The following is a 26,044-nucleotide window of genomic DNA, read 5'->3' on the forward strand; positions in this document are numbered from 1 at the left end:
AAAATGGGTATTTAACCGAACAATTGACGGAATGCCTCTTCGACCTTTTTGACCTGTATAATCTGTATTTTACATTTTGCCGTATCGAATCCTTTCAGATTATTATGAGGGATAATAATACGGGTAAAGCCTAGCTTCTCAGCTTCCAGGATGCGTTGCTCGATACGGTTGACCGGACGGATCTCTCCCGACAAACCGACTTCACCACACATGCACACACCTTGTTCGATACTGATATCGAGACTCGACGAAAGGATCGCACTGATAACAGCCAGGTCGATTGCCGGGTCGTTCACCTTCAATCCGCCCGCGATATTCAGAAAGACATCTTTCTGTATCAGCTTAAATCCGGCACGTTTCTCCAGGACAGCCAGGAGCATATTCATCCTCCGAAGATCGAACCCGGTCGCACTACGTTGCGGGGTTCCGTAAACAGCCGAACTGACCAAAGCCTGTGTCTCGATCAGGAAAGGGCGAATCCCTTCGATGGCGGCGGCAATCGCCACACCGCTCAGTCCTTCATGGTTTTGTGTCAACAGCAGTTCCGACGGGTTACTGACTTCACGCAAACCATCCTGGCGCATTTCGTAAATTCCCAGCTCCGCCGTACTGCCGAAGCGGTTCTTAATGCTTCGGAGGATACGGTACATATAATGCTGGTCACCCTCGAACTGAAGAACCGTATCAACGATATGTTCCAATACTTTTGGCCCGGCAATACTTCCTTCCTTATTAATATGCCCTATCAACAGGACAGGAACACCACTTTCTTTGGCATACTTCAGGATGGCAGCACTACACTCACGTACCTGCGACACGCTGCCGGGAGAAGATTCTACAAGCTCCGTATAGATTGTCTGAATAGAGTCTATGATCAATAAATCCGGTTGTACGTTACGTGCCTGGATAAAGATTTGTTCCAAATTGGTTTCACTAAGAATAAAACATTCCGGGTTTTCATGAGCGATACGATCGGCGCGAAGTTTCAGTTGCCGGCTGCTTTCCTCACCGGAGACATATAACGTTTTCAGATTGTTCAGCCTCAAAACCGTTTGCAAGACCAAAGTCGACTTACCGATACCCGGTTCACCGCCGATCAGTACCAATGAACCTTTAACCAAACCGCCTCCCAAGACACGGTTCAGCTCTTCGTCTTTCAAATCGATTCGTGTTTCTTCTTCGGATGTAATGTCGCGAAGCAGTACCGGACGGACTTTCCCTGTTTCTGTTATACCAGGAATAATCCGTTTTGCAGCAGGATCTTTAGTTGCTACGATCTCCTCCACATACGTATTCCACTCGCCGCAATTCGGACACTTACCGATCCATTTAGGAGAGTCTGCTCCACAATTGGAGCAGACATATACTGTTTTTGTCTTAGCCATACATCTTTAAGATTTGGCGTAAAGATAGGAAAAGTTAGCCAAATAAGTCGAGTGTAAGTTGTTTCTTCTCCGCCTCCAGCTTACGCAGATGACGCTTGCCTTGCGGGGTAACGATTTCCATTTTATCGAAACGGGTACGGATCACGGTAGTCACCGTATAGCTGATGTTGACCGTCTCACCCAGCTCGCTTAATTTACGTGCGATCTCCAGTACGCAATCGATACACATTCCGCTCGTAAAAGAAATCTTTTCGTCGAACATCTGCTTTTTGAAATCTTCGTCACACATATAGAAGTCGATCGTCTCGCCCCCTTTGTTATAAATGCCTTTCCAACGGTAACGACTGTCTTTCAATACCGGCGAGATTATTTCAATCGTTGCTTTATTATCCTTGATAGTCGGCAGATCGTCCGAACGAAGGATAAAGTAATCGAACTGTTCCCGTTTCACTTCCAGAGAACCTGAACGGGCACGGTTCTTGTCATTCAATTCCCGTACATTAATTTTCGTCACTTTGGGATATCCGCGCAACGCTTCATAGAAGTTGGATTTATATTTACAGAATTTCGGCCAGGAAGCCAACAGTTCTACCAATTCGCGAGGTATCAGAGCTCCCGCCTGCTTCAATTTAAGCGAACGTTTCAGGAGGGAGATCTCTTTCTGCATATCTTCCTCATCCGTATTGGTCCGGTCTACCAAAGGCTGCCCGCCGACAGACAAGGTCGGCCTGGTTAAAACCTGCATCAGAATATTTAATACTACCGAGATAGAGCGCGAACTCTCGCCTGCTATCGGCCATACGACCCGATATCCGCCTTCCTGTGAAAAGGGTTCACAATGGGCAGTCATCTTCACATCCAGCAGATCTGCCAGGACACGCAGCATGGAAAGTATCTCTTTCTCACACCGATGTTTAATCCAGGCATCCATATAAGCGGATTTATCGTTAAATGAATAACGTAGTTCAAGTTTGTTGTCAAACTTTATCATAAAGTCATCGTGTTATTTGTCCTAATTCCAGCTAATTATTTCACGGGGTGTTCTTTTGGCTTACGATCAAAGAACGGATTCTTCGAAGAAGCACTGACAGGGATAGCCATGACGCATTTACTATCCTCACCCAGCCATCCCAAACGCTGCGCAGCCAGGCCGGCACTAAACATAACACGCGTATCCAGACGTAAATCGGAAGCCGTAGCACAAGCCGACCCGATGGCAATACCTAAATCCACTGAATTGATGGTACACGGCACTTCTGCCGGTTTCTCCACGCAGGTATCAAAACCACAATGTGCACAGTTCAAACCTTGCACCTGCTGGCGTGTACCAAGTATCACGACCGCTTCGGCACTCAGAACATTATCCGCATCACGTAAGAAAAACTTCAATCCGGTTTCAGCTGCCACCTTCAGCATCTCGTCAGACAAGCGTTGTATATCTTCGTCAGTAACCATTGCTATTTCTATAATATCGATTCCCTTCCCCTTGGGAGCCGTACGGGCAGCCGTCATCATCTGACGGACAGCCTCTAACACATGTTCGTGCCGTATTTCTCTTTCGTTCTGTATCATCTTTTTATTGGTTTAGCAGGACACAAAGATACACTTTTACTCGCTTTCGAGTTCAAGATTGGTCATCTTTTCTGTAATCATGAACGGATAATCGGGATATTCATACAGGCTGAAACGTGGTTCAGTCTTTCCCTCGCAATAATTCCAGATGCTGCGGTACTCCTTCACATCCTCTCCCATCTCTTCCAATTGCCGCAAATAGGCTGCCACCGACTTGTTCTCTACAATATATACCTGCCCCAATTTATTGATGATCGGGCTATGGCGACGACCGGTATCATGGTCAAACCTCAAGATACGTTTTCCTTCGGCTGTCAATCCTACAGTCTTAAATGTCATACTCTTGCCTATTGCCGGAAGATTCAGCACGTTACGATCTGTCGCAGCGAACAGCAAATGATTCTCACGCAGGAAATTATACAGCTTCCTGCCCAAAGGACGCTTGTTGGTCACTATATCGTCCAGTTCAGCCAATTTATCATCAGGAACTCTTCCGAAAATCTTTTCTTCATGCTGTTCCTGGAGTGAACGGCTGTTTGGTGTGAATACGGCATAATTTTCATGGAAGCCTTTCACAGAAAAGGTGTAATAACAGATCACCCCGACAGAGTTGAGTGTTTGCCGCAATTTAGCCGTATGTCCGCGACGGGAAGCAGCAACGGTATAAACCAGCTGGTTCGTAATCACCCAACCGGCATCGAGTATCGCTTTTATAGCACGTTTTGCTTCCGGAGTTACCTCCAAAGGAGACTGGAAATGTGTTTGGATAATGAACTGGGAAACTCCGACAGTCGATGCTTTTTCCTTGAACTCTCTAAGGATAGAGACCAGTTCGTCGGTTATTCGCAAAGGCAGATAGGCCAGCAAACGCGATCCCAGACGGACCCGCTGCAACTCGGCCAACTTCTCCCCTTCCGGACGCAATTCATTCGCTTTGCGCTTCCGGACAGCCATCTTATAGACGGCATCCAATATTTTACGTAATGTAGCGTTCTGGCTCATCAAAGCATCTCCGCCGGTGATCAGAATATCGCGCAGCTGGGCATCTTCTTCAAAATAATGCATCAAACGGCGTAACTTCTTATCCCATGTTTCTTTCGGCTTCAATGCTTCAAAATCAAAGTTAAGACGCTCGCTCTGAAAATCATACATACGCTGGCAGGAAGCACACAAACCACCGCAGGCACGCCCCATTGAATCAGGGATCAGGATAGCAACTTCCGGATAACGGCGGTGAATATTATGTCCTTCCGGCAATAGCCATCCGGCAGCATTCGGTTTACCGGCTTCCACTATATCTTCTTTTTCCCAGGCTTTTATACTTCCATAGGTATCGACCAATTCATTTGAATAAAGGATATATGAGCGGATTGCCTGGTCGTCATATCCATCTTTTTCCGGATTCAGCAAAGACAGGTAATAAGGGGTGACGAAAAATGGCATACCTTTCTTCCTAGCCCGCGCAAGCAGATGCATCATTTCTTCCGAAAGAGATTCTCCCAGGAAATAATTCAGTTCTGTCGGACTTTTGATTGCCAGAGACAAATGGAAACGTGCTGTATTCCACCATTCTTTCACCTGATCGTACTTTTCATCATAGGTCATTTCCGGTGAGAACTGAAAACGGGACGAAGGTGCATTCCTCCGCTCGATCTTACGGATCAGCCGCTTTATTATACGGTCTTTATTAGCCTCACGTATGGCAATAACATCTTCATCCAATCCTGTAGGCCAGCGATTCATCTGGCGTTTTACCAAAGCACGATCCGGTTCCGCCACTTCCGGATGCTCCAACAACATGAACTGATGGTAAAGATCTATAAACAGGTCAGGCGAAACCTCTTCTGTTAATTTACCTGCCAGTAATTGCCAGAAATAAGTGATAGTCTGTATAGGCATCTCCTCACCGGTCGAAAGTTCATCTATCGGCGATCCATCATATTCTATTAAAAGCAAAATACGCTTCGCCACGGCATTTCCCATATTACTGCCACCTCCGTTGATTTCAATCCGGGAAGAAACAAACGAGCGTAGAGCCTCCCTGAACAGTTTCACGTTCAGACTCTCTTCCGCCATTGTCACCAAATGAGGAAAGTCCCTGTTAAACACTTTGAGTAAATAAGAATTGTCGTACGTTAGTTCTTTTCTTTTAATCATAAACATCACTGCTTTTTAGATAGATTAGAATAATATGTGAATCATGCCGCTTACCTGGAGAGATTATGTCCGGGGATACATTACACTTGTCTACAAATATAATATTTTTAATCGGAAACGCATGAATTTTCACTTTTAAAACATCCTAATTGATAAAATTTTAAGAGCAAAATGACATTCTTATGAGCTTTTTATTACATTTTGATTTCATTTCCGGATTTATATAAGAAAGAGGATATTTTTACTTTTACATAAACCTTGAAAAATATGAGTTAGATTTTGTTTTTATCAAAAACTTTTTCTATCTTTGTAGAAAGTAATATTTGAGGCTAAAGCCTCTCATTTTAGGTAAAGGTATTGGTCATTATAAGTATTACGAAAAGTCTACTTGTGAAAGTAGACTTTTTTTTATTTCATTATAGTCGAAACCGGCTTAACTACGATAAATCACCCCATTATTAAAATATAATATACGAAAAAGGCCCTACAAATATCTTGTAGAACCTCTTACATTTTACCTGTATCCGGTAATCTTGCGGAGAGAGAGGCTCTCGAACTTATACTTTCACAGAATATCATAAAACTGCAAACGACTGATAATCAAGTGTAAATTACAATATAGAGTAAAAGTAAATGTTTCTAAATGTCTTTTGCTATCTCAATAATTGGGTGTATATTTGGGTGTAGAATTTCAAACGCACCCAATTATGAATATCAAGCGCAACATCATTTTTGCATTGGAGAGCCGGAAAAAGAACGGTGTGCCAATCGTAGAGAACGTACCCATCCGTATGCGTGTCATCTTTGCCAGCCAACGCATCGAGTTTACAACGGGCTACCGGATTGACGTAGCCAAATGGGATGCAGATAAGCAGCGGGTAAAGAACGGATGTACCAACAAGCTAAAGCAAAGTGCAGCCGAAATCAATACGGACTTGCTGAAATACTATGCCGAAATCCAGAATATTTTCAAGGAATTTGAGGTGCAGGAGGTCATGCCAACGACCCAACAGTTGAAAGATGCGTTCAATTTGCGAATGAAAAATAACAGCGAGGAGCAGCAGGAAGACACTAAAATAAGTTTTTGGGATGTATTTGATGAGTTTGTCAAGGAATGTGGCAATCAGAACAACTGGACAGAATCCACATACGAAAAATTTACAGCCGTAAAAAATCACCTCAAAGAGTTCAAAGAAGATGTAACTTTTGAGTATTTCGATGAGTTCGGACTAAACGAGTATGTAAACTTCTTGCGTGACAAGAAAGACATGAGAAACAGTACCATCAGCAAACAGATGGGATTCCTCAAATGGTTTCTGCGATGGAGTTTCAAAAAGGGATATAACCAAAACATTGCATACGATACATTCAAACCGAAATTGAAAACCACTTCAAAGAAAGTAATCTTTCTGACATGGAACGAATTGAATAGACTGAAAGACTATCAGATACCCAAAGACAAACAATATCTGGAACGTGTCCGGGATGTTTTCCTGTTCTGCTGCTTTACCAGTCTGCGTTATTCAGATGTTCGCAACCTAAAGAGAAGTGATGTCAAGTCCGACCACATAGAAGTTACCACCGTTAAAACGGCAGACAGTCTGAGTATTGAACTGAACAAGTACAGTAAAGCCATACTTGAAAAATACAAGGACATTCATTTTGAAAATCACATGGCACTGCCAGTCATCAGCAATCAGAAGATGAATGATTATCTGAAAGAACTGGGAGAACTGGCAGAAATTAACGAACCTATACGTGAAACCTACTATAAAGGGAATGAGCGCATAGATGAAGTTACCCCGAAATACGCATTGCTCAGTACCCATGCAGGAAGAAGGACATTCATCTGTAATGCGCTGGCTCTCGGTATTCCAGCACAGGTTGTAATGAAATGGACGGGACACAGCGACTACAAGGCAATGAAACCGTACATTGACATAGCCGATGATATTAAGGCTAATGCAATGAACAAGTTTAACCAACTATAAAAGTATCAATCAGTTTCATAGATTATCATTATTAAAGTTATCTTTGTCAGAACAAGATTTATTAATATGGAAAGTAACAATAATCATAATATAGATAAAAGGAATTTTGACGCTTTTGTCCATGCTGTCGGTTCGGAAATAGAACAGGCGCAAGTCCGTCTCATTACAGCTGCCAATGCCCAGATGTTGTTCCATTACTGGAAAATGGGCAATTATATACTGTACCAGCAAAACCTGCATGGCTGGGGTGGTAAAATTATCAAGAAGTTGGCACAGGCAATCCGGTTCAACTATCCTGAGAAGAAAGGATATTCGGAGCGTAATCTTACTTATATGTGCCAGTTTGCCCGTTTATATCCGTTAAATGTACTTCGTAGCTTTATTGAAGCAGATTCAATACTGTCAGTCCCTAATATTCAAAACATTACTAATGAAGTCCTTAAACTCAACGGCGGGCAATTTACGCAGGAGCTTACTGCGCAAATACAATCAGCTGATAATCAATCTTTAGAAATTACGCAGGAGGTTCCTGCGCAATTTCAGAATGTAGCAAAAACAGTAGCAACCATCTATAAAATAAAAATAGAGGATATAGAAGATTTATTCTTGGCGTCACCGATTGCAAGAATAAATTGGGCAAGCCATATGGTCATACTCAATAATCCGCTACCATTAGGTGTAAGGTATTGGTATATGAAACAATCTGTAGAAATGGGTTGGAGCAGTAATGTGCTGAAAATGCAGATTGAAAGTAATCTGTATGACAGACAAATCAAGAGTAACAAGGTAAACAACTTCACTGCCACACTTCCGGCACCTCAAAGCGATCTTGCCAATTATCTGTTAAAAGACCCGTATATCTTTGACTTGGCAGGAGCAAAGGAAAAGGCTGACGAAAGGGATATAGAAGAACAGTTGGTAAAGCATGTAACCCGTTACTTGCTGGAAATGGGTAACGGCTTTGCTTTTGTTGCCAGACAAAAACATTTCCAGATTGGGGACAGTGACTTTTTCGCCGACCTGATCCTATATAATATCAAGCTCCACGCCTATGTCGTCGTGGAATTGAAAGCAACGCCATTCAAACCGGAATATGCAGGGCAGTTAAATTTCTATATCAATGTTGTAGATGATAAACTGAGGGGAGAAAATGATAACAAGACCATCGGTCTTTTGCTGTGCAGGGGTAAGGATGAGGTCGTGGCACAATATGCCTTGGCTGGATATGACCAGCCGATAGGTATCAGCGACTATCAGTTGAGCAAGGCAGTACCCGAAAATCTGAAATCTGCCCTACCGAGTATAGAAGAAGTGGAAGAAGAACTGACCTTATTCCTTGACAAGGACAAGAACCCATAATATAAAGTATATGGCAGGAAAAATACAGACGATGATTCCCCAATATGGAGAACTCAACAGAATATACAGAGACTATATAGATAATTACACTTTTTCTTTTGACAGGCAGAAATTCATATCGGATTTCTATCAGGAGTATAATGACATGAAATCCTTTGAAGCCGCTATCCTTGAACTGGTGCTTGACAAGCAAAAAGAGCAATACACCTTGATACTCAACAGCCTGAAAACTGAAATAGAAAAGAGCATACAGGCTTATGAGATACGCCCGTTAAGTGACAGAGCCATAGAACGTGCTTGCTATCAGCACATGGAAAGGTATTCTCAGGAAATTGAAGCCCAGCTGGATGTTACAAGAAGTCTGAGCAAGCCGCTGAATGAAGCCAACAACAGGTATGATTCCATTGGTTACAGGGAGCATACAGCCGAAGAGGAAAAACAGGCAGAGAAAGAATATGAACGCTGCAAGGCTGAATATGACAGGGAAAAAGCCAAACTGAACAAACTCTATGACCAGCAAAAGGCTACAAGAACAGAGGCATTCCAATATATGAAGAACTGTTGTGCGGACATATACCGTCAAAGCTGCCTTTTTCTGGATATATTGAAGAAATACATTCCTGACGGAAAGCAAGAGAATAAATCAAGCGAGCCAATCAGTCAGCAGGAAACGACAGAAGAACAACAGGAATATTTCAGCATGAAATTACTTTCGCTCATTCATGAGGTGTGCGAAGGAGAACAGTTCGAAGAAATTTCCGCACCAGATTTCTATGCCAATATGAATCTTCACCCCTGCAACTGTAAGCTGAAAATAAAACCGAGAGAGAAAATACGTGTATGCTATCTGATATTCCTGATGAGCGAGAAACTCTCCAAACAGGACAGGGACAAATGGAAAGACAGAATACTGAAACTGCTGGATATTGACGACAGCTACTACAAATCCAAGTACAAGGAGCCTGTTTCAGATTTCCCCAGTGACAGCAACCAAAATTTCGCCAAGGAAATGGAACATATATTCAGATAATCCGTGATATATCCTGATACTTTACGAAAGTTCCACTTTTACCACTCAAAATAATTTTTGAGTGGTATTTTTGTTTTCTGATATTCAATAAGATACAATGATATTCAGTTTGTACCGTCCCCATCCTTACCACTCATAACCCTACCTAATTTTGCATCGTTCGAGAACAGAAATAACAGCCAGTGCGCAGGGCTGATTGTTTAACGACTAAATAGATTGGACGATGACAAATATCCAAGAATTATTATCAAAACCCGTCTGGCAAATGACAGGCGAAGAATTCATATTCCTGAGTAAGCACGCTTCAGGTCAGGCCGAAGCATTGCCGCAACCCGTTACAGACACGGAAAAGAAGTATGTGTACGGAATACTCGGTATAGCCAAACTGTTCGGGTGCAGTCTGCCCACTGCCAACCGCATAAAGAAAAGCGGTAAGATAGACAAGGCGATTACCCAGATAGGGCGCAAGATTATCGTAGATGCGGAATTGGCTCTTGAGCTTGCCGGGAAGAAAACAGGAGGACGGAAATAATGGGAGGTATGCTTATGGACTATATGAAAGAAATAAAGGAGATTTCGGCAGAACAGGCAATAATCCTTTGGCAAGCCTCACGCCTGAGCCTGTCGAAAATCTACGAAAAAGCACCTGAGATTCTAAAAGTGCAAGGTTCGGTCATTGGTACACTGGGCAATTTCAGTGCATCCATCGGCAAAGCCAAGAGTAAAAAGACTTTCAATGTATCGGCTATCGTAGCCGCCGCATTGAAAAACGGTACGGTACTGCGGTATGTTGCGGAACTACCGGAAGAAAAAAGGAAGATTCTTTATGTGGACACAGAACAAAGCCATTATCACTGTCTGAAAGTCATGAAACGTATTTTACGGCTGGCCGGTCTTCCTGATGACAGGGATAATGAACATCTGGAGTTTCTCGCTTTGAGGAAATACACGCCCGAACAGCGTATCAGGATTGTCGAACAGGCTATCTATAATACACCGGACATAGGGCTTGTAATCATAGACGGCATCCGTGATATGGTATATGACATCAACAGTCCCGGAGAATCGACACGCATTATTTCCAAACTGATGCAGTGGACGGATGACAGGCAGATACACATCCATACGATACTCCACCAGAACAAAGGCGATGAAAACGCAAGGGGGCATATCGGTACGGAACTGAACAACAAGGCGGAAACCGTGCTTCTAGTGGAAAAGGACAAAAGCAACGGGGATATAAGCAATGTTTCAGCCATGCACATCCGTGCAATGGATTTCGAGCCTTTCGCTTTCCGTATCAACGACAATGCATTGCCTGAACTCATAGAGGGGTACAGACCCGAAGCGAAGAAACCCGGAAGACCGGAAGAGGAAAAGTTCGACCCTTACAGACATATTACCGAACAGCAGCACCGTATAGCACTGGAAGCGGCTTTCGGGCTGAAAGAGGAATACGGCTATAAGGATTTGGAAACCGCCTTAATCAAGACATATATGTCGGTAGGTGTAAAACTGAACCATCAAAAGGCGGTATCACTTATCACCATGCTCCGGAACAAACGGATGATAGTACAGGAGAACGGCAGGAAATACACGTTCAAGCCGGACTTTCACTATTAGACCGTCTAACCTGTAATCACTTCACTTTATTCGGCAGGTCTATATATTAAGGATAAAGCGAAGCGGTTGCAGAGAATGTAAAACCGCTTCACTTTATTACCGTATCCTATATATACGAAAATAAAGTGAAGTGATTATAAAGACCGTACTTCATAAAAAGGTACGGGCGAAAAGAAAAATAAACCAATTCAACCATTATTAAAGCAATCATTTTATGGACATACAGACAGCAAAACAAATCAAAATAGCGGATTTTCTGCACAGTTTGGGATATTCACCCGTCAAACAGCAGGGTATCAACCTGTGGTACAAATCACCGCTAAGAGAGGAAACCGAAGCATCGTTCAAGGTAAACACCGAGCGTAACCAATGGTATGATTTTGCGCTTGGCAGGGGTGGAAACATCATTGCACTGGCACAGGAACTTTACTGTTCCGACTATGTGCCTTATCTTCTACAGAAAATCGAGGAACAGACACCACACATACATCCCGTCTCTTTCTCTTTTGGCAAGCAATCATTTTCCGAACCGAGTTTTCAGCAATTGGACATTGTGCTGCTGGCTTCTCCTTCCCTGCTTGCCTACCTACAGGAAAGAGGGATAAACACGGCACTGGCGAAAAGAGAATGTAAGGAAGCCCGTTTCACCCACAACGGCAAACGGTATTTCGCCATTGCCTTTCCGAACATATCGGGCGGATATGAAATCCGCAACCGATATTTCAAGGGATGTATCGCACCAAAAGAAATATCCCATATCAGACAGTCAGGAAAGCCAAGGAGTGCATGTTACGTTTTTGAGGGATTTATGGATTACCTTTCCTTTCTTACCTTAAGGCTGGAAAGCTGTCCGCAATCACCCGACTTCGACAGACAGGATTACATAGTTCTTAATTCCGTAGCCAATGTTCCCAAGGCACTCTATCCGTTGGGAAGCTATGAGCGCATCCACTGTTTCTTTGACAATGACCGTGCAGGAATGGAAGCAATACAGCAAATCCGAAAGGAGTATGATGCTACCCGGTATATACGTGACGCCTCGCAAATCTACAGTGGATGTAAAGATCTGAACGAATATTTACAGAAACGAATAGCCGATAGGAAAGAGCAAGCGCAATCTGTCAAAAAGAGGAATGATACGCTATCCAAGAAACCGAAAGGCTTCCGGTTATAGCCCACTATAACTACACGCTTCGCTTTCGTAGTTGTGGGCTCTCCCGAGGGGATTAGGGCTTTGCCCTAATGACCCACTCAGGGCGTTTCACCCCTGAGAACCCCGAGCAAAGAGTGACCCTCTCTTTGCAATCTCCGCTTATGGGTTACCCCTAAGAACCCCTCTGCGAAAGCGAGCAAAGTAAATCAATTGTAAACAAAGGAAAGAAGCTATGGCAACAAAATCAAGCATACATATCAAGCCTTGCAACATCGCATCGAGCGAGGCACACAACCGAAGGACTGCCGAGTATATGCGTAATATCGGGGAGTCCAGAATCTATGTCGTTCCCGAACTTTCCACCGATAACGAACAGTGGATAAATCCCGACTTCGGCACTCCCGAACTGCGAACTCATTATGACAATATCAAGCAAATGGTCAAGGAAAAGACCGGACGTGCCATGCAGGAAAAGGAAAGGGAACGCAAGGGAAAGAATGGAAAGATTATCAAGGTGGCGGGATGCTCACCCATCCGTGAAGGAGTATTGCTTATCAGACCGGACACCACACTGGCTGATGTACGCAAATTCGGTGAAGAGTGCCAAAGACGCTGGGGCATCACTCCGCTACAGATTTTCCTGCATAAAGACGAAGGGCATTGGCTGAACGGTCAGCCGGAAGCAGAAGACAAGGAGAGCTTCCAAGTCGGTAACAGATGGTTCAAACCAAATTATCATGCTCATGTCGTATTCGACTGGATGAACCATGAAACTGGAAAGAGCCGAAAGCTCAATGACGAGGATATGGCAACCATGCAGACCCTTGCTTCCGATATTCTCCTGATGGAACGTGGACAGGCAAAAGCTGTCACAGGTAAAGAGCATCTGGAACGAAATGATTTCATCATTGAGAAGCAGAAAGCCGAACTGCAACGTATAGAGGAAACCAAGCGACACAAGGAACAACAAGTAAGCCTTGCCGAACAGGAACTCAAACAGGTAAAAGCAGAGATACGCACGGACAAACTAAAGAAAACAGCCACCAATGCTGCTACCGCCATAGCAAGCGGTGTAGGTTCTCTTTTCGGAAGCGGTAAGCTGAAAGAACTGGAACATCACATCGAGCAGCTACATCAGGAAATTACCAAACGGGACAAAGCTACTGATGAATTAAAAATTCAGATACAACAAATACAGGAACAGCATAGCAGACAAATTCGTAATCTTCAAAGAATACATAATCAAGAACTTGAAGCCAAAGACAAGGAAATATCACGATTGAGCACCTTGCTTGAAAAAGCCCACAAATGGTTTCCCATGTTCAAAGAGATGTTGAGAATGGAAAAATTATGCGCTGTTATCGGGTTTACCAAAGACATGATAGAAAACCTCTTGACAAAGAAAGAATCCATACAATGTAGTGGCAAAATTTATTCCGAAGAACACAGGTGGAAATTTGACATCAAGAATGATATTTTTAGGGTTGAGAAACATCCGATGGATAGTGGTAAGCTTATGCTGACCATAAACCGACAACCCATAGTACAATGGTTTAAGGAACAATGGGAAAAGTTACAGCAGAATCTACGTAACTCGGTGCAGAGAGAGCAAAAATCCAGAGGATTTAGAATATAGAATAGCCTATTATTAATAAAATCAAGTATCTATGCATCCCAACAGATTGTTTTTATTACAGAATCAAAATCCTAAGAATTTATAAAAAATGAAGCCTAAAGAAGTTTTGGAAAAATGGATAGATTGCTTTAACAAAGCAGATGCTTATCATATAGCAGAGCTGTATGCTACTAATGCAGTAAATCATCAAGTCGCAAACGAACCAATAATAGGTAAAGAATCAATCTACAAAATGTTTGTGAATGAATTTGCCACTGCTAAAATGGTTTGTATGGTGGAAAATATTTTTGAAGATGGCGAATGGGCTATCATGGAATGGAAAGACTCTCTTGGACTTCGTGGATGCGGATTTTTTCATGTAAAAGATAACAAAATCGTCTTTCAAAGAGGGTATTGGGATAAACTTTCATTCTTGAAGCAACACAATCTTCCAATTGAATAAGTACTATCAGAATACGGACTGGGAAATTGAAATACCCAGTCCGAGTTATATAATGAATTTTACTTGTTAAACTATTTAAAGTCAGTTGGATAACAAACCATACCTTTCACATTCTCAGTAGCTCCAGGTATTAATTCAGCCACCATGCAATATTCATGAGAGACTTCGAAAGGAAATTCAATTCCTAAATCGATAGCCTTGCGATAGCCAAATCGAGGATAATACTCTTTATGCCCCAATACGACTGCTGTGCCGTAACCCAAAAGTGCTGCCCTCTGATGGGCTTACTGAATCAACATCCCCCCCCAATTCCCTTACGCTGGAATTCCGGCAAGACTGCCAATGGAGCTACACTCAGGGATGTGACAGACTGGGTGTCACTGTCTATCTTTACTTCTGTAAGTAAGATATACCAGACAATTTGTTTTTCTGTCATTTTCTTGTTCTTATCTAATTGTTAGGCTCATTGTTGTTATACATTGTTTAATTATAGATAAATCGTGAATATCCTTCTCTCTTAAATCGTAGCCCGAATGGAATACTTGTTGCCCTTTTGCAGAAATGCAAGGGATGCTTCTGCCTTCAAAGACTGCTGTTCCAAAATAGTCCGGTTGAAATTCATACCAGCCTCCATCCAAGTCGGCTTGTTTGGAAGTGCCGTCCGCATTCAAGACAAAAGGATGGATATCAATATAGCCTAATTCTTTGCTATACAGTTCCACACGGGTGGGCAACCAATTTGTTTCAATTTGATATCCTCTCTCCTGCAAAAGATCAAGGAGTTGGTCTGTATAATTGGCATCAAAATCAATGTCAATATCTCTATGCAAGCGGGTTTGCTGTCCGTACAAGACATCCACTCCCCAGCCTCCATCCAACCAAAACTGCATGTCCAGGCTTTCCAACAAGTCCAAAACTTGAAATAACTCTGTAATCGTAGTGTGTTCTTTCTTTGTCATATAATAATTCTTTAATAAATAATACTATGCGTAATTATCCAACTGCTTGATTGAAGAAATAAAATTTGCACCCACTCCAATCAGAAAGATAACCCATCCGCTGATCATAAAGACGGATGTGATACCCCATGCTTCCACCCAATATCCTGAAGCTACGATACCCAGCATTGATGGAAAGGTACTCAAACTAAAGATGAGAGAAAAAGTCCGTCCAAGCATGTCCGAAGCCAAGTTCTGCTGAATAATAGCGATGAAAAGCGCATGGTAAATGGAATAGGCTATGCCTCCTGTAAATGTTAGGCAAACAAAACCTATAAATGCGCTTGATGGTAAATAACTGGCGCTAATCAGATACAATCCCAATATCACATAAGCCGTATGCATCACTAATGTTTGCTTGCTTTTCAAAGCCTTACAGGCAAGTACTAAACCGCCCAACAATGCCCCTGAGCCCCAACCCATTTCCACAACTCCCATTTGCAAAATGTTTCCGTTGAAATGCAGAAGCGTCATAAAAGGAAATAACGTAAAAACAGGCATAAGGACAAAAGTCACCAGCGTAAAGCATACGAATAAAGGCAAAATGCCCATTGTACGCCGCAAGGTATGCCAACATTCCGTCAGTTCTTTTTTGAAATCTGGAAGAACTTTCGTTTTTTGAAGAGAAGGAATCTGGACACAAAGTAAGGTCAGACAAGCAGCAACAGCTCCGATCACATCTATGAGCAGAATATACTGTATGGGAAGCCAAACAACGAGGCTTGCCCCTACAACGGGAGCTATCACCTCACTGAAGGATTGAATGGAATGGTACAAACCTGATACCCTGACAAGATGGTGCTTGGGAACCAGTAGAGGGATGCTTGCCTGTAAAGCAGGTGCATGAAACGTACTGCCTATTGAACGACAAGCAGTCAATAGATAAAAAAAAGAAAGGTCTTTATAACCCTTGGTTATCACAATAAAAAGACATAGGGTACAGAACGCGATGAACAAGTCCGAATAAAACATCGTTTTCTTTCGATTCCATCTGTCAACATAGACCCCGGTAAACAAGCCTAATACAAATTGTGGTAAAAATCCAGCTAAAATAGCCAGAGATAAAGCTGTCGGGGATTTAAATTCGTTGCTAATCCAAAAAATAATGGAGAAGCCAACAATCGTACTTGTTAAAATAGATATGAGTTGGCCTATTCCTATCACGGCCAAAGTTGATTTCCAATGATTCATTGTGCTAATATTTCATGCGTTTATAGATAAGTACTTTCGTACATTAAGCAAAACGAAATTCTATCCACACAAAAAACTTGTATTATAATCCACTCCTGACGTTGGAATACAATAACAAATACTTTCAGGACGATGTAAAGTCCTGAAAAATCAAACTGAATGGATAGATAAATATTAGTCTTTTCTCATCGGATTCTTTTAATATCGCTACTCTTTTATTATGTAGTGGTTGTATTATCTTAAATAAAACAAAAATACCCGACTTTACATTCTTGGGTGTAAAACTGGGTGTTTGTTTTGCAATCTGCTGATTTTCAGCGTTTGTTGCGGAGAGATAGGGATTCGAACCCCAGGAACCTCTCAGTTCAACGGTTTTCAAGACCGCCGCAATCGACCACTCTGCCATCTCTCCAATAAACCGAAACTGTCAAAACGTTTTTTCAAACGTTGCTTTTCAAAGCATCTAGCGCTTCTTGTTTACGGGTGCAAAAGTAGGTAAAAGATTAATACGCTCCAAATATTCCGGAATTATTTTTGCATTGTTTCTTAAAAAAAACATTTACAAAATATCATTTTACTATTTAAGTTTCTGATAATCTTTACAAAAAAGAAACATCATAAACTTTGAATTAATTCCCGTTGTGCCTTAAAAAAAGCCACCCTTTGTCTTTCACCACTAACTGAAATCATAATAGAAGAACGAATAAGAGCCCGTAGCCACTTCCGCAATTTATCATAAGTACCTTCGTCCAAAGAAGCGACACTACTCAGAATAAACGTTTTTATCATACTTATATGATAGTTTTTAACCTGCACACACCAATAGCTTGTATCAAAGTTCACACTCGATATATAAATAAAGACTTTATTTCCTGTCTCTTCAAAATAGCCGCGTGTCGCGAGGGCTTCCATCTCCTCCAAAAACTTCATCAACTCATCCTTCAGGCATTTGACCTCTTCTGCCCCGATCAGATGAATACTCATAAAGTAATTGATGTCATTTACCAAATAGTGGAATATCAGTGGATCAAGTATATAATAAGAATTACGGATATATCTTGACTCTTCCACGCTGGCCAATTGTATCCCGGTAAAACGATCACCGACTCCAATCTCATCAAAACGCTTTGCTTTTCCAGGTGCTCCGCATTGATACAACCATTTAAAAAGATAGAAGCGCGAAATGTATTTATAATTCATATAAAGTTGCTGGGGCAATATATTCGTACAATCGATCAGTTCCGATTTCTCATCTTCCCGCGACAAGCCAAGTACATCGATGTATTGCTCCAACATATTATAGTCAATCTCTTTTGGATTCACAAAGTCTACCAACTTTAGTTGAAACGGTCTGCTTTTAGCCGTGACCGTACCAACCAAATTATCCAACGATATGCCAAAAGCATTTGCAATAGTAACAATTTCAGCAAATGTAAATGCAACTTCTCCCCTCAAACGCCGATACACCGCCTCTTTCTCTATACATAACAAATCGACTAACGCAGTTACCAGGTTTGTTTTTTGGGGGAATTCTTCCTTGATCGAATTCAAAAGATTATCGTACAAAAGTTCTTTTTTCATGTCATAGAATTATAAGTTTTGATATCTATAGATTTTACTGTTTTGACACAAAGATAAATAAGGAACCCTAAAATAGTTGCCGGACAAACAGGCAAAACTCTTTCGGATACCTAAAAAAGACTAATAAAACGAACAGAGATTGAATCTCGGTCACCGAGAAAAACAACAAGTTTCGTTAATAATGCATAACTTCATTCTCAGATATTCACAATGTATTTATAACTTCACGCTGTTTCGCAAAAAACTGGGCACGTTGCCTGGTGCCACTAACCGAAATGGTTGTCGACGACCTGATAATAGCCTGGAGCCAGGATGAAATATGTTCATAGACCGAACGATCGAGCGATATGATACTATTTACATCAATCACCATTCCCACTAACTATAAACGACGAAAAAAGAGAAAAGCGACAGACGGCACAACAAAAAAAGTCCTATTTTGCCTCTCGTTTCTCAATAACTCTTATTATAGATCAAACAGGATGTTTAGTTGTTCATTTTATAAAAAATCAAATCACAATACTTATAATCAGAGAAACATACACAAATAAAAAAACATACATTTACTTATGTAAATATAGTCGAAGAACCCAAACAGGATGACAGCATCCTCTCATAACGTAATTAAGAATGTGAATCCGAATCAATTAAGAAAAGCCAAAATCTTTCTCAGCAGTAAAATAAAAATCGCAGCGGTAAAAAGGGGATGCTGCTAAAAGGGGTTGTCCGTTCTGACAACAGGTTGTGAAATCTACAAAACGGCAGCTCCTTTTCTTTCAGAGATTCAAATACATTCCTTATCTTCGTAAACTAAAATAATATATAATATGCATATCGTAAAAATACTTTCATTCATAACAGCCCTATCCTTCCTCTTCTTCTCTTGTATAAAGGATGATAAAGAAGAATCTGTTATCAATTACATAAATGTAGGCAATCAGGTTCCTTCATTTGCCGTAGAAGATACAACTGGTAATACATTCAGCTCCAAGCAGTTTTTGGACAAACACTCCTTACTGGTATTTTTCGGTACTTACTGTCCCGATTGTAAACAGGTTCTACCGGTTATCGAAGAAGTCTGGAAAGAAATGAAAAAAGACGACAAGTTCCAGTTAGTGACGATTTCCCGGGAAGAGACAGCCGAAACTGTTTCTGAATACTGGAAAGAGAATCAATTTACAATGCCGTTTTATCTGGATCCTACCCGTGGTAATGTCTTTGCACTCTTTGCCAACAACACCATCCCACGTATATATCTCATCGGCCCTGAAGAGAATGTCGTATGGATGTCTGTCGAATCATTGGATATTTCTGCAAAGGAATTGATTGATAAGATACGGGAGTTATAGCAGACCTAAAAAATAGTCCTAACAATCAATAATATTTTACTTGATTATTAGGACTATTTTTTAGGTCTGCTATAATAATGTGCGTAGAATGAGACTCGAACTCACACGCCGTAACCGGCACTACCCCCTCAAAGTAGCGTGTATACCAATTTCACCACCTACGCCAATGGTGCCCAGAACAGGACTCGAACCTGCACGCCTTGCGACACACGCACCTGAAACGTGCGCGTCTACCAATTCCGCCACCTGGGCATTTCCATTATATAAAAAAGGCGGCCTCTTACCGCTCTTATTATCTGTGAGCGAAAGACGGGACTCGAACCCGCGACCCTAACCTTGGCAAGGTTATGCTCTACCAACTGAGCTACTTTCGCGATAACGGGTGCAAAGATATAGGTATTTTTTTATTTTCCAAAACCGGAAGATAGTTTTTTTATACTATTTTTTTCTTTCCAACCCGTTCAATTTCCTATCTTATTTTAATACAGTGAGTTTCACTCTGAAAAAAAAATCAGATGCGGGAAACCAGTTCACTGAACAAAGTAGTCATTACAGCTGCAGCTTTATTAGCAGCAACGATCACATCAGCTCCGTCGTTCACAAAATCGTCTGCAAAATGATATCCTTCATTCGTGATAACCGACATACCGAACACTCTCAATCCGGCATGACGCGCTACAATAACTTCAGGAACCGTACTCATGCCGATAGCATCACCTCCAACCCGACCATAAAAAGCATATTCAGAAGGTGTCTCAAAAGACGGACCAGTCAATCCAACATACACACCTTTCTTTAAAGGTACCGCATGTGAAGCGGCGATCTCTTCTATCGCACAGATAAATTCGCGGTCATAAGCACGTGTCATATCCGGGAAACGGGTTCCGAACAGTTCATTATTAGGACCGATCAACGGATTCGGCATCATATTGATATGGTCGCGGATAATCATCAGGTCGCCTACTTTGAACGTATTGTTTATACCGCCTGCCGCATTCGATACCAATAAATTCTTTATTCCCAACAGTTTCATCACGCGAACAGGAAAAGTAACCTGCTGCATCGAATAGCCTTCATAATAATGGAAGCGTCCCTGCATGGCAAGTACCTGCTTTCCGCCTAACTTACCACAGATAAAGTTACCTTTATGTCCTGCAGCCGTCGAATGCATGAAATGAGGTATTTCGGCATAAGGGATCACGATAGCCTCCTCTATCCGGTCTGCCAAAGAGCCCAATCCGCTACCCAGGATAATGGCTGTCTCCGGATTACCAGTGATACGCGCGGCTATAAATGCTGCCGCTTCCTGATATTGTTCGTTTGTATAACTCATATTCATAATTTATCGTTTAATCAAGTTATAGGCTATTTGGGCAGCCCGCTCCATAATCTCGTCTTCGCCCGGAACCTTTCTATCCCGCATCAGGACTTTTCCATCACAGATCACCGTATCGATACAATTTCCGTTAGCCGCATAGACCAAATTGGATATGAAATTGAAATTCGGTGTAAATGCGGGCATATTCAAATCGATCAAAGAAAGATCGGCCAGATAGCCTTCAGCTATTTTTCCTGCCTTCAGGTTAGCAATAGCCGCTCCATTGGCTGTCGCAGACTGGAATATCTCGTCGGCTGTAACGGCTTCAGGGTCTTTTCTCCAAACCTTTCCCAATAAAGAAGCCAGCTTCATTGCCTCTATCATATCGAGATTATTGGATGACGAACAACCGTCCGTTCCCAATCCGACCAAAATACCTGCCTCACGCATCTCCTGGAACTTAAAGTGCATCCCGGAAGCTAGTTTCATATTGGATGCCGGATTATGTGCCACTTTTACCTCATGGTCTGCCAACATACGAATTTCATCGTCATCGACATAAATGCCGTGGGAGATCAACAAGCGGGGAGACAACACTCCCAACTTATATAAATAGCGGACAGGTGTCAATCCGAAGTTCTTCACGGAGTTTTCCACTTCACCTTCTGTTTCCGCCAGATGTAGCTGGATCAAAACATTCTGTTCCCGTGCAAAAGCATCCGCCCACTGCAGTAATTCGCCGGAAACGGTATAAATAGCGTGCGGACCTATCGAAAAATGTATCCGCTTGCTGTAACGATCCATTTCATTATATAGTTTTTGGATCGTTTGTTTACTTTTCTCCGTCAACTCCGGTTTAAACTGGTCGAAACAGGCACTGGAAATATTAGCTCTGATACCCATCTCTTCCACAGCCTCTGCTGTCGCATGGAACTTATGGTACATATCAAAGAAAGTTGTTGTCCCGCTTTTTATCATTTCCAGACAAGCCAGTTTGGCTCCCCAATAAACATCCTCTTTTGTCAGCTTGGCTTCGTTAGGCCATATCTTTTCTTCCAACCAGGGCATCAGCGGCATATCATCGCCAAAACCACGAAACAAGGTCATTGCAGCATGACCATGTGTATTCACAAAACCGGGAATTACGGCTTTACGACGACCGTCAATAACAGTATCGGCCGTTACAGGAAGGTTTGTGCCTATCTGTTTGATATATTTGTTTTCTATATAAATATCGGTAGCAACTCCATTCAGCTCTACCTCTTTGATCAATATACTCATACAAATTTCGCTTTCATATTCTTTATCTTCTCTTCACGGATACGTGCCAGCAAGTCTGCTTTCTTATCACGTTTTACTGCCGCATAAGCACAACTTTCCTTTACTTCAACAACACCGAGATCCTCTTTCTCCAAACCGCCTTTCTGGAAAAGAAAACCGACTACATCCTTTTTACTCAGCTTGTCCCGTTTACCGCGGTTGATCGTCAGTGTCACCCATTCCGAACGAAGAGGCTTCTTAGCTTTCTCCGGCAGGAAAAACTCATCCGGTTCACGGGTGATATATTCAGGGACTGTCTCCACCTCGTTCAGGATCATAAAGGCATTTCCTTCCGCATTCATACGGGCCGTTCGTCCGTTTCGGTGGATAAACGCCTCTTCATTGATCGGAAGATGATAATGAATAACATTTTTCACTTCCGGAATATCCAGTCCACGGGAGGCCAAATCGGTGGAAATAAAGACAGAAGCACTGCCATTACGGAAAAGCGACAAAGCCCGTTCACGTTCCGGCTGTTCCATACCTCCGTGGAAATATTCATTATCCACACCCATCTCGGTCAGGTAATTGCTAACACGTTCCACCGACTCACGCTGGTTACAGAACACTAAAGCCGATTCACCTTTCAGTTCGCCCAACAGCTTGTACAACGTTTCCAGTTTATCCTTGATCGGAGATTTCACGATACGCAAAGTCAAACCTTTCGCTTCCTTGACACCTGTCAGGAATGACAAACGTACCGGTGCCGTAATGCCGGTAAAAGGAGGTATTTCGACAGCTTCCGTTGCCGAAGTCAACACCCTACGACGCACGCCCGGAAGGTGTGCCAAAATGTCTTTCATCTCATCCTGGAAGCCTAATTCCAAAGACTTGTCGAACTCGTCCAAAATCAATGTCCGGACAGTATCCAAATCAATATTACCCCGTTCCAGATGGTCGAGGATTCGTCCCGGAGTTCCGATCAATACGGTCGGAGCATGTTCCAGACTCTTCTTTTCCGTCCGGATCGGATGACCTCCATAACAGCAATTCACCTTATATCCGGCACCCAAAGAACGAAATACCGTCTCTATCTGTAAAGCCAGTTCACGCGACGGAGCGATGATAAGCGCTTGTATCTTTTTCTCCTCGTCAGTCAATGTAGTAAGCAAAGGCAACAGGAATGCCAGGGTTTTGCCTGATCCCGTCGGACTAAGCAAAACCATATCTTTGGTTGTGCCGGCATCCAATACGGCCTGCTGCATTTCATTCAACGCCTCGATACCTGTATTCGATAAGGCACGGGCTACGATCTCATTTTGTGTCATTTGTATTCTTTATAAAATTCGGCAACCGATTCAATCCCTTTATAGAAGAAGTCCAACATGCAACTCTCGTTAGGAGAATGAATAGCGTTCTGTTCGAGTCCGAAGCCCATCAGGACGGTCTTTATACCTAATACCTGTTCGAAAGTGGAGATAATAGGAATACTTCCTCCACGACGTACAGCCAGCGGCTTCTTTCCGAAAGCAATCGTACAGGCCCTCTCCGCTGCCTGGTAAGCAGGCAGGTCGATCGGACAAACATAACCCTGTCCACCGTGTTTCGGTGTGACTTTTACCTTAACACAGGCAGGAGCCACTTGGTTTATATACTCTTCGAATAGCTGAGATATTTTCGTATGATCCTGATGCGGAACCAACCGACAGGAAACTTTTGCATAGGCTTTCGACGGCAACACAGTCTTGCTTCCTTCTTCCGTATAACCGCCCCAGATACCACAGATGTCGAATGACGGACGGCAACTGTTCCTTTCCAGTGTCGAATATCCTTTTTCACCGAACAGGGCATCCACACCGATCGCCGCTTTATATTTTTCTTCATTGAACGGTATCTGTGCGATCATCTCCCGTTCTGCCGGAGAAACTTCTTCTACATCATCATAGAATCCGGGGATCGTGATACGTCCGTCGGCATCGATTATATCCGCCATCAGTTTACATAATACATTGATCGGGTTAGCTACTGCCCCACCGAAATGACCGGAATGCAGATCACGGTTAGGCCCCGTCACTTCGATTTCCCAATAGGCCAGACCACGCAGACCAGTTGTCAATGAAGGTGTTTCGGCACTGACCATACTAGTATCGGATACCAGGATCACATCTGCTTTCAATAAGTCTTTATGTTCGCGGCAGAAGGTTTCCAGGCTGGGAGAACCGATCTCTTCTTCTCCTTCAAAGATAAACTTCACGTTACATTTCAATAAATCGAGTTTCAACGCTGTCTCAAAACCTTTTACCTGCATCATAGACTGGCCCTTATCGTCATCGGCTCCACGCGCCCAAATACGGCCATCACGTATTTCCGGTTCGAACGGCTGGCTTTTCCACAATTCCAACGGTTCGGCAGGCATTACATCGTAATGAGCATAAACAAGTACGGTCGGAGCATCCGGCGAAATGATCTTTTCACCATAAACTACCGGATTTCCTTCTGTCGGCATAACTACCGCTTTGTCTACACCGGAAGACAACAATAACTCTGTCCACCGTTCGGCACAGGCTGTCATATCCGGTTTATGTTCGTGTTTTGCACTGATTGACGGAATACGGATCAAGCTGAACAGCTCTTCCAGGAAACGTTCTTTATTGGATTCTATATACGATTTTACTGTCATAAAACTGGAGATTTAATTTTAAATTTAACGTTTTTATTTAGGGTTACAAGTTTACGAATAAATTACTTAAATCTACCTTTTATTGTCCTATAAAATATATCAGAATGTTAACTTTCCATTCCCGTATTACGGCTATATGACTATCTTTAGATATATTTGTGACCACAGAATACTATTACTCACGAATATAATAAGTAAGATGGGAGCTGAATTAACTTTCGCAAAAAGAGAAGACTTTCAAGAGTGGTTAAAGAATTACGGCCAGACAAGCGAGGGTGTCTGGTTATTATTCGGGAAAACAAAAACATTAAAAACGTTATCCGCAGAAGAGGCGTTGGAAGAAGCATTGTGTTTCGGTTGGATCGACGGGCTGATCAACTCTATCGACGAACACAGATACAAAAAGTACTTTTCCAAAAGAAGGAAAGGAAGTAAATGGTCGGAAAAGAATAAAAAGATTGTAGAAAAGCTTATCAAAGAAGGAAGAATGACCGGGTTCGGACTGCAGGCCATCGAAGAAGCCAAAAGAAGCGGAGAATGGGAAAAGGTACGGGACAGAAATGTTACCGATACTCAAAAGTCTGAGTTCGAATCCCTGATAAAAAACTACGATCTGGCTTATACTAATTATCTTACGACAGCAAAGTCGACTCAAAATAATTTTGTCGGTTTCTACTTTGAAGCGAAAAGAGAAGATACCCGGCTGAAAAGATTAGAGAAAATAATCGGGTTATTGGAGCAGAATAAAAAGTTAATGTAAAAAGAATATTCTTTTCATGCATTGATGTTTGGCATTTACCCGATATATATCGTACCTTTATCGGAATTAATAAACCTTGAATTTTACAATCATGAAAGAATCGTTCGATTACTCAAAAGTACCCTATGATTTTGGTATGTGTGCAGCAGAGAACTGCCCGAAAGCAACCACCTGTCTACGCCAAATCGCTTTAAAACATGCTCCGGAAAATATAACTTTCCTGCTAATAATGAACCCAAACACATTAAAGAAAATGAAAGGGACGTGTAAACTCTACCGTCCCAACACCAAAATACAGAATGCAATAGGATTCATGCGTACCGTGAATGCACTGACCCTTCGCGTGGCAGATACCTTCCGATTACGGATGATCTCCTATCTCGGCCGGAAAAATTACTATCTAAAACGTAGAGGAGGATCACCTTTATCACCTGCCGAACAACAATATATTGTCGCTCTTGCCAAGGAGTTGGGAGTGGTTCTAGAAGAGTATTTCGACGGATATGTAGAGTCGTATAATTGGTGAAGTAATCTCATTTCTGTTTCTTCGCAAAGACAC

Annotated in this window: 24 protein-coding genes and 4 tRNA genes; 11 read left to right on the forward strand and 17 right to left on the reverse strand. The window is 42.3% G+C overall.

Annotated elements, in window-relative coordinates:
• Positions 1-11: 11 nt before the first annotated feature.
• Genes radA through DXD68_RS02630 form a run of 4 tightly spaced genes read right to left on the reverse strand, consistent with a single transcriptional unit; the run spans position 12 to position 5,114 of the window.
• A complete protein-coding gene (gene radA / locus DXD68_RS02615) occupies positions 12-1,385 on the reverse strand; it encodes a DNA repair protein RadA (protein WP_122360176.1) in 1,374 nt (457 codons plus the stop codon).
• 34 nt (positions 1,386-1,419) lie between these two features.
• Positions 1,420-2,376 (reverse strand): hypothetical protein, encoded by a 957-nt coding sequence (locus DXD68_RS02620; RefSeq protein ID WP_122360177.1) that lies wholly within the window; start codon positions 2,374-2,376, stop codon positions 1,420-1,422.
• Between the two features lie 35 nt (positions 2,377-2,411).
• On the reverse strand, positions 2,412-2,957 hold the full coding sequence (locus tag DXD68_RS02625; RefSeq protein WP_122360178.1) for a ferredoxin domain-containing protein: 546 nt from the start codon (positions 2,955-2,957) through the stop codon (positions 2,412-2,414).
• A 36-nt stretch (positions 2,958-2,993) separates the two neighbouring features.
• Positions 2,994-5,114: a KamA family radical SAM protein gene (locus DXD68_RS02630; protein ID WP_122360505.1), complete on the reverse strand. Its 2,121-nt coding sequence runs from the start codon at positions 5,112-5,114 to the stop codon at positions 2,994-2,996.
• 707 nt (positions 5,115-5,821) lie between these two features.
• Between DXD68_RS02630 and DXD68_RS02635 the strand changes: the two genes are divergently transcribed.
• From DXD68_RS02635 to DXD68_RS02670, 8 genes are all read left to right on the forward strand, one after another.
• Complete coding sequence (locus DXD68_RS02635; protein ID WP_122360179.1) at positions 5,822-7,105, forward strand: site-specific integrase; 1,284 nt, start codon at positions 5,822-5,824, stop codon at positions 7,103-7,105.
• 66 nt (positions 7,106-7,171) lie between these two features.
• Positions 7,172-8,464 (forward strand): YhcG family protein, encoded by a 1,293-nt coding sequence (locus DXD68_RS02640; RefSeq protein ID WP_122360180.1) that lies wholly within the window; start codon positions 7,172-7,174, stop codon positions 8,462-8,464.
• 10 nt (positions 8,465-8,474) lie between these two features.
• Positions 8,475-9,494, forward strand: coding sequence for a hypothetical protein (locus tag DXD68_RS02645; RefSeq protein WP_122360181.1), 1,020 nt, complete (start codon positions 8,475-8,477; stop codon positions 9,492-9,494).
• Positions 9,495-9,717: 223 nt separating this feature from the next.
• Positions 9,718-10,026, forward strand: coding sequence for a DUF3853 family protein (locus DXD68_RS02650; RefSeq protein WP_007842330.1), 309 nt, complete (start codon positions 9,718-9,720; stop codon positions 10,024-10,026).
• Between the two features lie 14 nt (positions 10,027-10,040).
• A complete protein-coding gene (locus DXD68_RS02655) occupies positions 10,041-11,117 on the forward strand; it encodes an AAA family ATPase (protein ID WP_122360506.1) in 1,077 nt (358 codons plus the stop codon).
• A gap of 214 nt (positions 11,118-11,331) precedes the next feature.
• Positions 11,332-12,291, forward strand: coding sequence for a toprim domain-containing protein (locus tag DXD68_RS02660; RefSeq protein ID WP_118308880.1), 960 nt, complete (start codon positions 11,332-11,334; stop codon positions 12,289-12,291).
• Between the two features lie 211 nt (positions 12,292-12,502).
• A complete protein-coding gene (locus tag DXD68_RS02665; RefSeq protein WP_004308779.1) occupies positions 12,503-13,906 on the forward strand; it encodes a hypothetical protein in 1,404 nt (467 codons plus the stop codon).
• Positions 13,907-13,994: 88 nt separating this feature from the next.
• On the forward strand, positions 13,995-14,348 hold the full coding sequence (locus DXD68_RS02670) for a nuclear transport factor 2 family protein (RefSeq protein ID WP_004308780.1): 354 nt from the start codon (positions 13,995-13,997) through the stop codon (positions 14,346-14,348).
• A 292-nt stretch (positions 14,349-14,640) separates the two neighbouring features.
• Here DXD68_RS02670 and DXD68_RS24210 read toward each other — a convergent pair whose 3' ends face one another.
• The 6 genes from DXD68_RS24210 to DXD68_RS24055 all read right to left on the reverse strand — a co-directional run bounded on the left by DXD68_RS24210 (position 14,641) and on the right by DXD68_RS24055 (position 18,491).
• The gene (locus DXD68_RS24210) at positions 14,641-14,784 is read right to left on the reverse strand and encodes a hypothetical protein (RefSeq protein WP_004308782.1); all 144 of its coding nucleotides are present in this window, start codon (positions 14,782-14,784) and stop codon (positions 14,641-14,643) included.
• 10 nt (positions 14,785-14,794) lie between these two features.
• Positions 14,795-15,307: a lincosamide nucleotidyltransferase Lnu(AN2) gene (gene lnu(AN2), locus DXD68_RS02675; RefSeq protein WP_004308783.1), complete on the reverse strand. Its 513-nt coding sequence runs from the start codon at positions 15,305-15,307 to the stop codon at positions 14,795-14,797.
• 24 nt (positions 15,308-15,331) lie between these two features.
• Positions 15,332-16,537 (reverse strand): macrolide efflux MFS transporter Mef(En2), encoded by a 1,206-nt coding sequence (mef(En2), locus tag DXD68_RS02680; RefSeq protein ID WP_005924254.1) that lies wholly within the window; start codon positions 16,535-16,537, stop codon positions 15,332-15,334.
• Positions 16,538-16,864: 327 nt separating this feature from the next.
• Positions 16,865-16,949, reverse strand: a tRNA-Ser gene (locus DXD68_RS02685).
• Positions 16,950-17,152: 203 nt separating this feature from the next.
• Positions 17,153-18,118, reverse strand: coding sequence for a helix-turn-helix domain-containing protein (locus DXD68_RS02690; protein WP_122360182.1), 966 nt, complete (start codon positions 18,116-18,118; stop codon positions 17,153-17,155).
• A 205-nt stretch (positions 18,119-18,323) separates the two neighbouring features.
• Positions 18,324-18,491: a hypothetical protein gene (locus tag DXD68_RS24055; protein ID WP_158585848.1), complete on the reverse strand. Its 168-nt coding sequence runs from the start codon at positions 18,489-18,491 to the stop codon at positions 18,324-18,326.
• Between the two features lie 454 nt (positions 18,492-18,945).
• Between DXD68_RS24055 and DXD68_RS02695 the strand changes: the two genes are divergently transcribed.
• Positions 18,946-19,467 carry a TlpA family protein disulfide reductase gene (locus tag DXD68_RS02695; RefSeq protein WP_122360183.1) on the forward strand — a complete coding sequence of 174 codons (522 nt, stop codon included), beginning with the start codon at positions 18,946-18,948 and terminating at the stop codon, positions 19,465-19,467.
• A gap of 80 nt (positions 19,468-19,547) precedes the next feature.
• Here the strand turns inward: DXD68_RS02695 and DXD68_RS02700 are convergent.
• The 7 genes from DXD68_RS02700 to DXD68_RS02730 all read right to left on the reverse strand — a co-directional run bounded on the left by DXD68_RS02700 (position 19,548) and on the right by DXD68_RS02730 (position 24,725).
• Positions 19,548-19,631, reverse strand: a tRNA-Leu gene (locus tag DXD68_RS02700).
• Positions 19,632-19,634: 3 nt separating this feature from the next.
• A tRNA-Leu gene (locus tag DXD68_RS02705) sits at positions 19,635-19,719 on the reverse strand.
• Between the two features lie 49 nt (positions 19,720-19,768).
• Positions 19,769-19,841, reverse strand: a tRNA-Gly gene (locus DXD68_RS02710).
• A 137-nt stretch (positions 19,842-19,978) separates the two neighbouring features.
• Positions 19,979-20,806: a purine nucleoside phosphorylase I, inosine and guanosine-specific gene (locus DXD68_RS02715; protein ID WP_122360184.1), complete on the reverse strand. Its 828-nt coding sequence runs from the start codon at positions 20,804-20,806 to the stop codon at positions 19,979-19,981.
• A gap of 3 nt (positions 20,807-20,809) precedes the next feature.
• Complete coding sequence (locus DXD68_RS02720) at positions 20,810-22,066, reverse strand: amidohydrolase (RefSeq protein WP_122360185.1); 1,257 nt, start codon at positions 22,064-22,066, stop codon at positions 20,810-20,812.
• On the reverse strand, positions 22,063-23,373 hold the full coding sequence (locus DXD68_RS02725) for a DEAD/DEAH box helicase (protein WP_122360186.1): 1,311 nt from the start codon (positions 23,371-23,373) through the stop codon (positions 22,063-22,065). Before DXD68_RS02725 ends, DXD68_RS02720 begins: the two co-directional genes overlap by 4 nt.
• Complete coding sequence (locus tag DXD68_RS02730) at positions 23,370-24,725, reverse strand: dipeptidase (RefSeq protein ID WP_122360187.1); 1,356 nt, start codon at positions 24,723-24,725, stop codon at positions 23,370-23,372. The genes DXD68_RS02725 and DXD68_RS02730 overlap by 4 nt, the downstream gene beginning before the upstream one ends.
• A gap of 199 nt (positions 24,726-24,924) precedes the next feature.
• On the opposite strand from DXD68_RS02730, the gene DXD68_RS02735 reads away from it, so the two are divergent.
• A complete protein-coding gene (locus tag DXD68_RS02735; protein WP_122360188.1) occupies positions 24,925-25,485 on the forward strand; it encodes a YdeI/OmpD-associated family protein in 561 nt (186 codons plus the stop codon).
• Positions 25,486-25,576: 91 nt separating this feature from the next.
• The gene (locus DXD68_RS02740) at positions 25,577-26,011 is read left to right on the forward strand and encodes a DUF6078 family protein (protein WP_122360189.1); all 435 of its coding nucleotides are present in this window, start codon (positions 25,577-25,579) and stop codon (positions 26,009-26,011) included.
• Positions 26,012-26,044: the final 33 nt, after the last annotated feature.

The sequence above is a fragment of the Parabacteroides sp. TM07-1AC genome (assembly GCF_003480915.1).
GTDB lineage: Bacteria > Bacteroidota > Bacteroidia > Bacteroidales > Tannerellaceae > Parabacteroides > Parabacteroides chongii.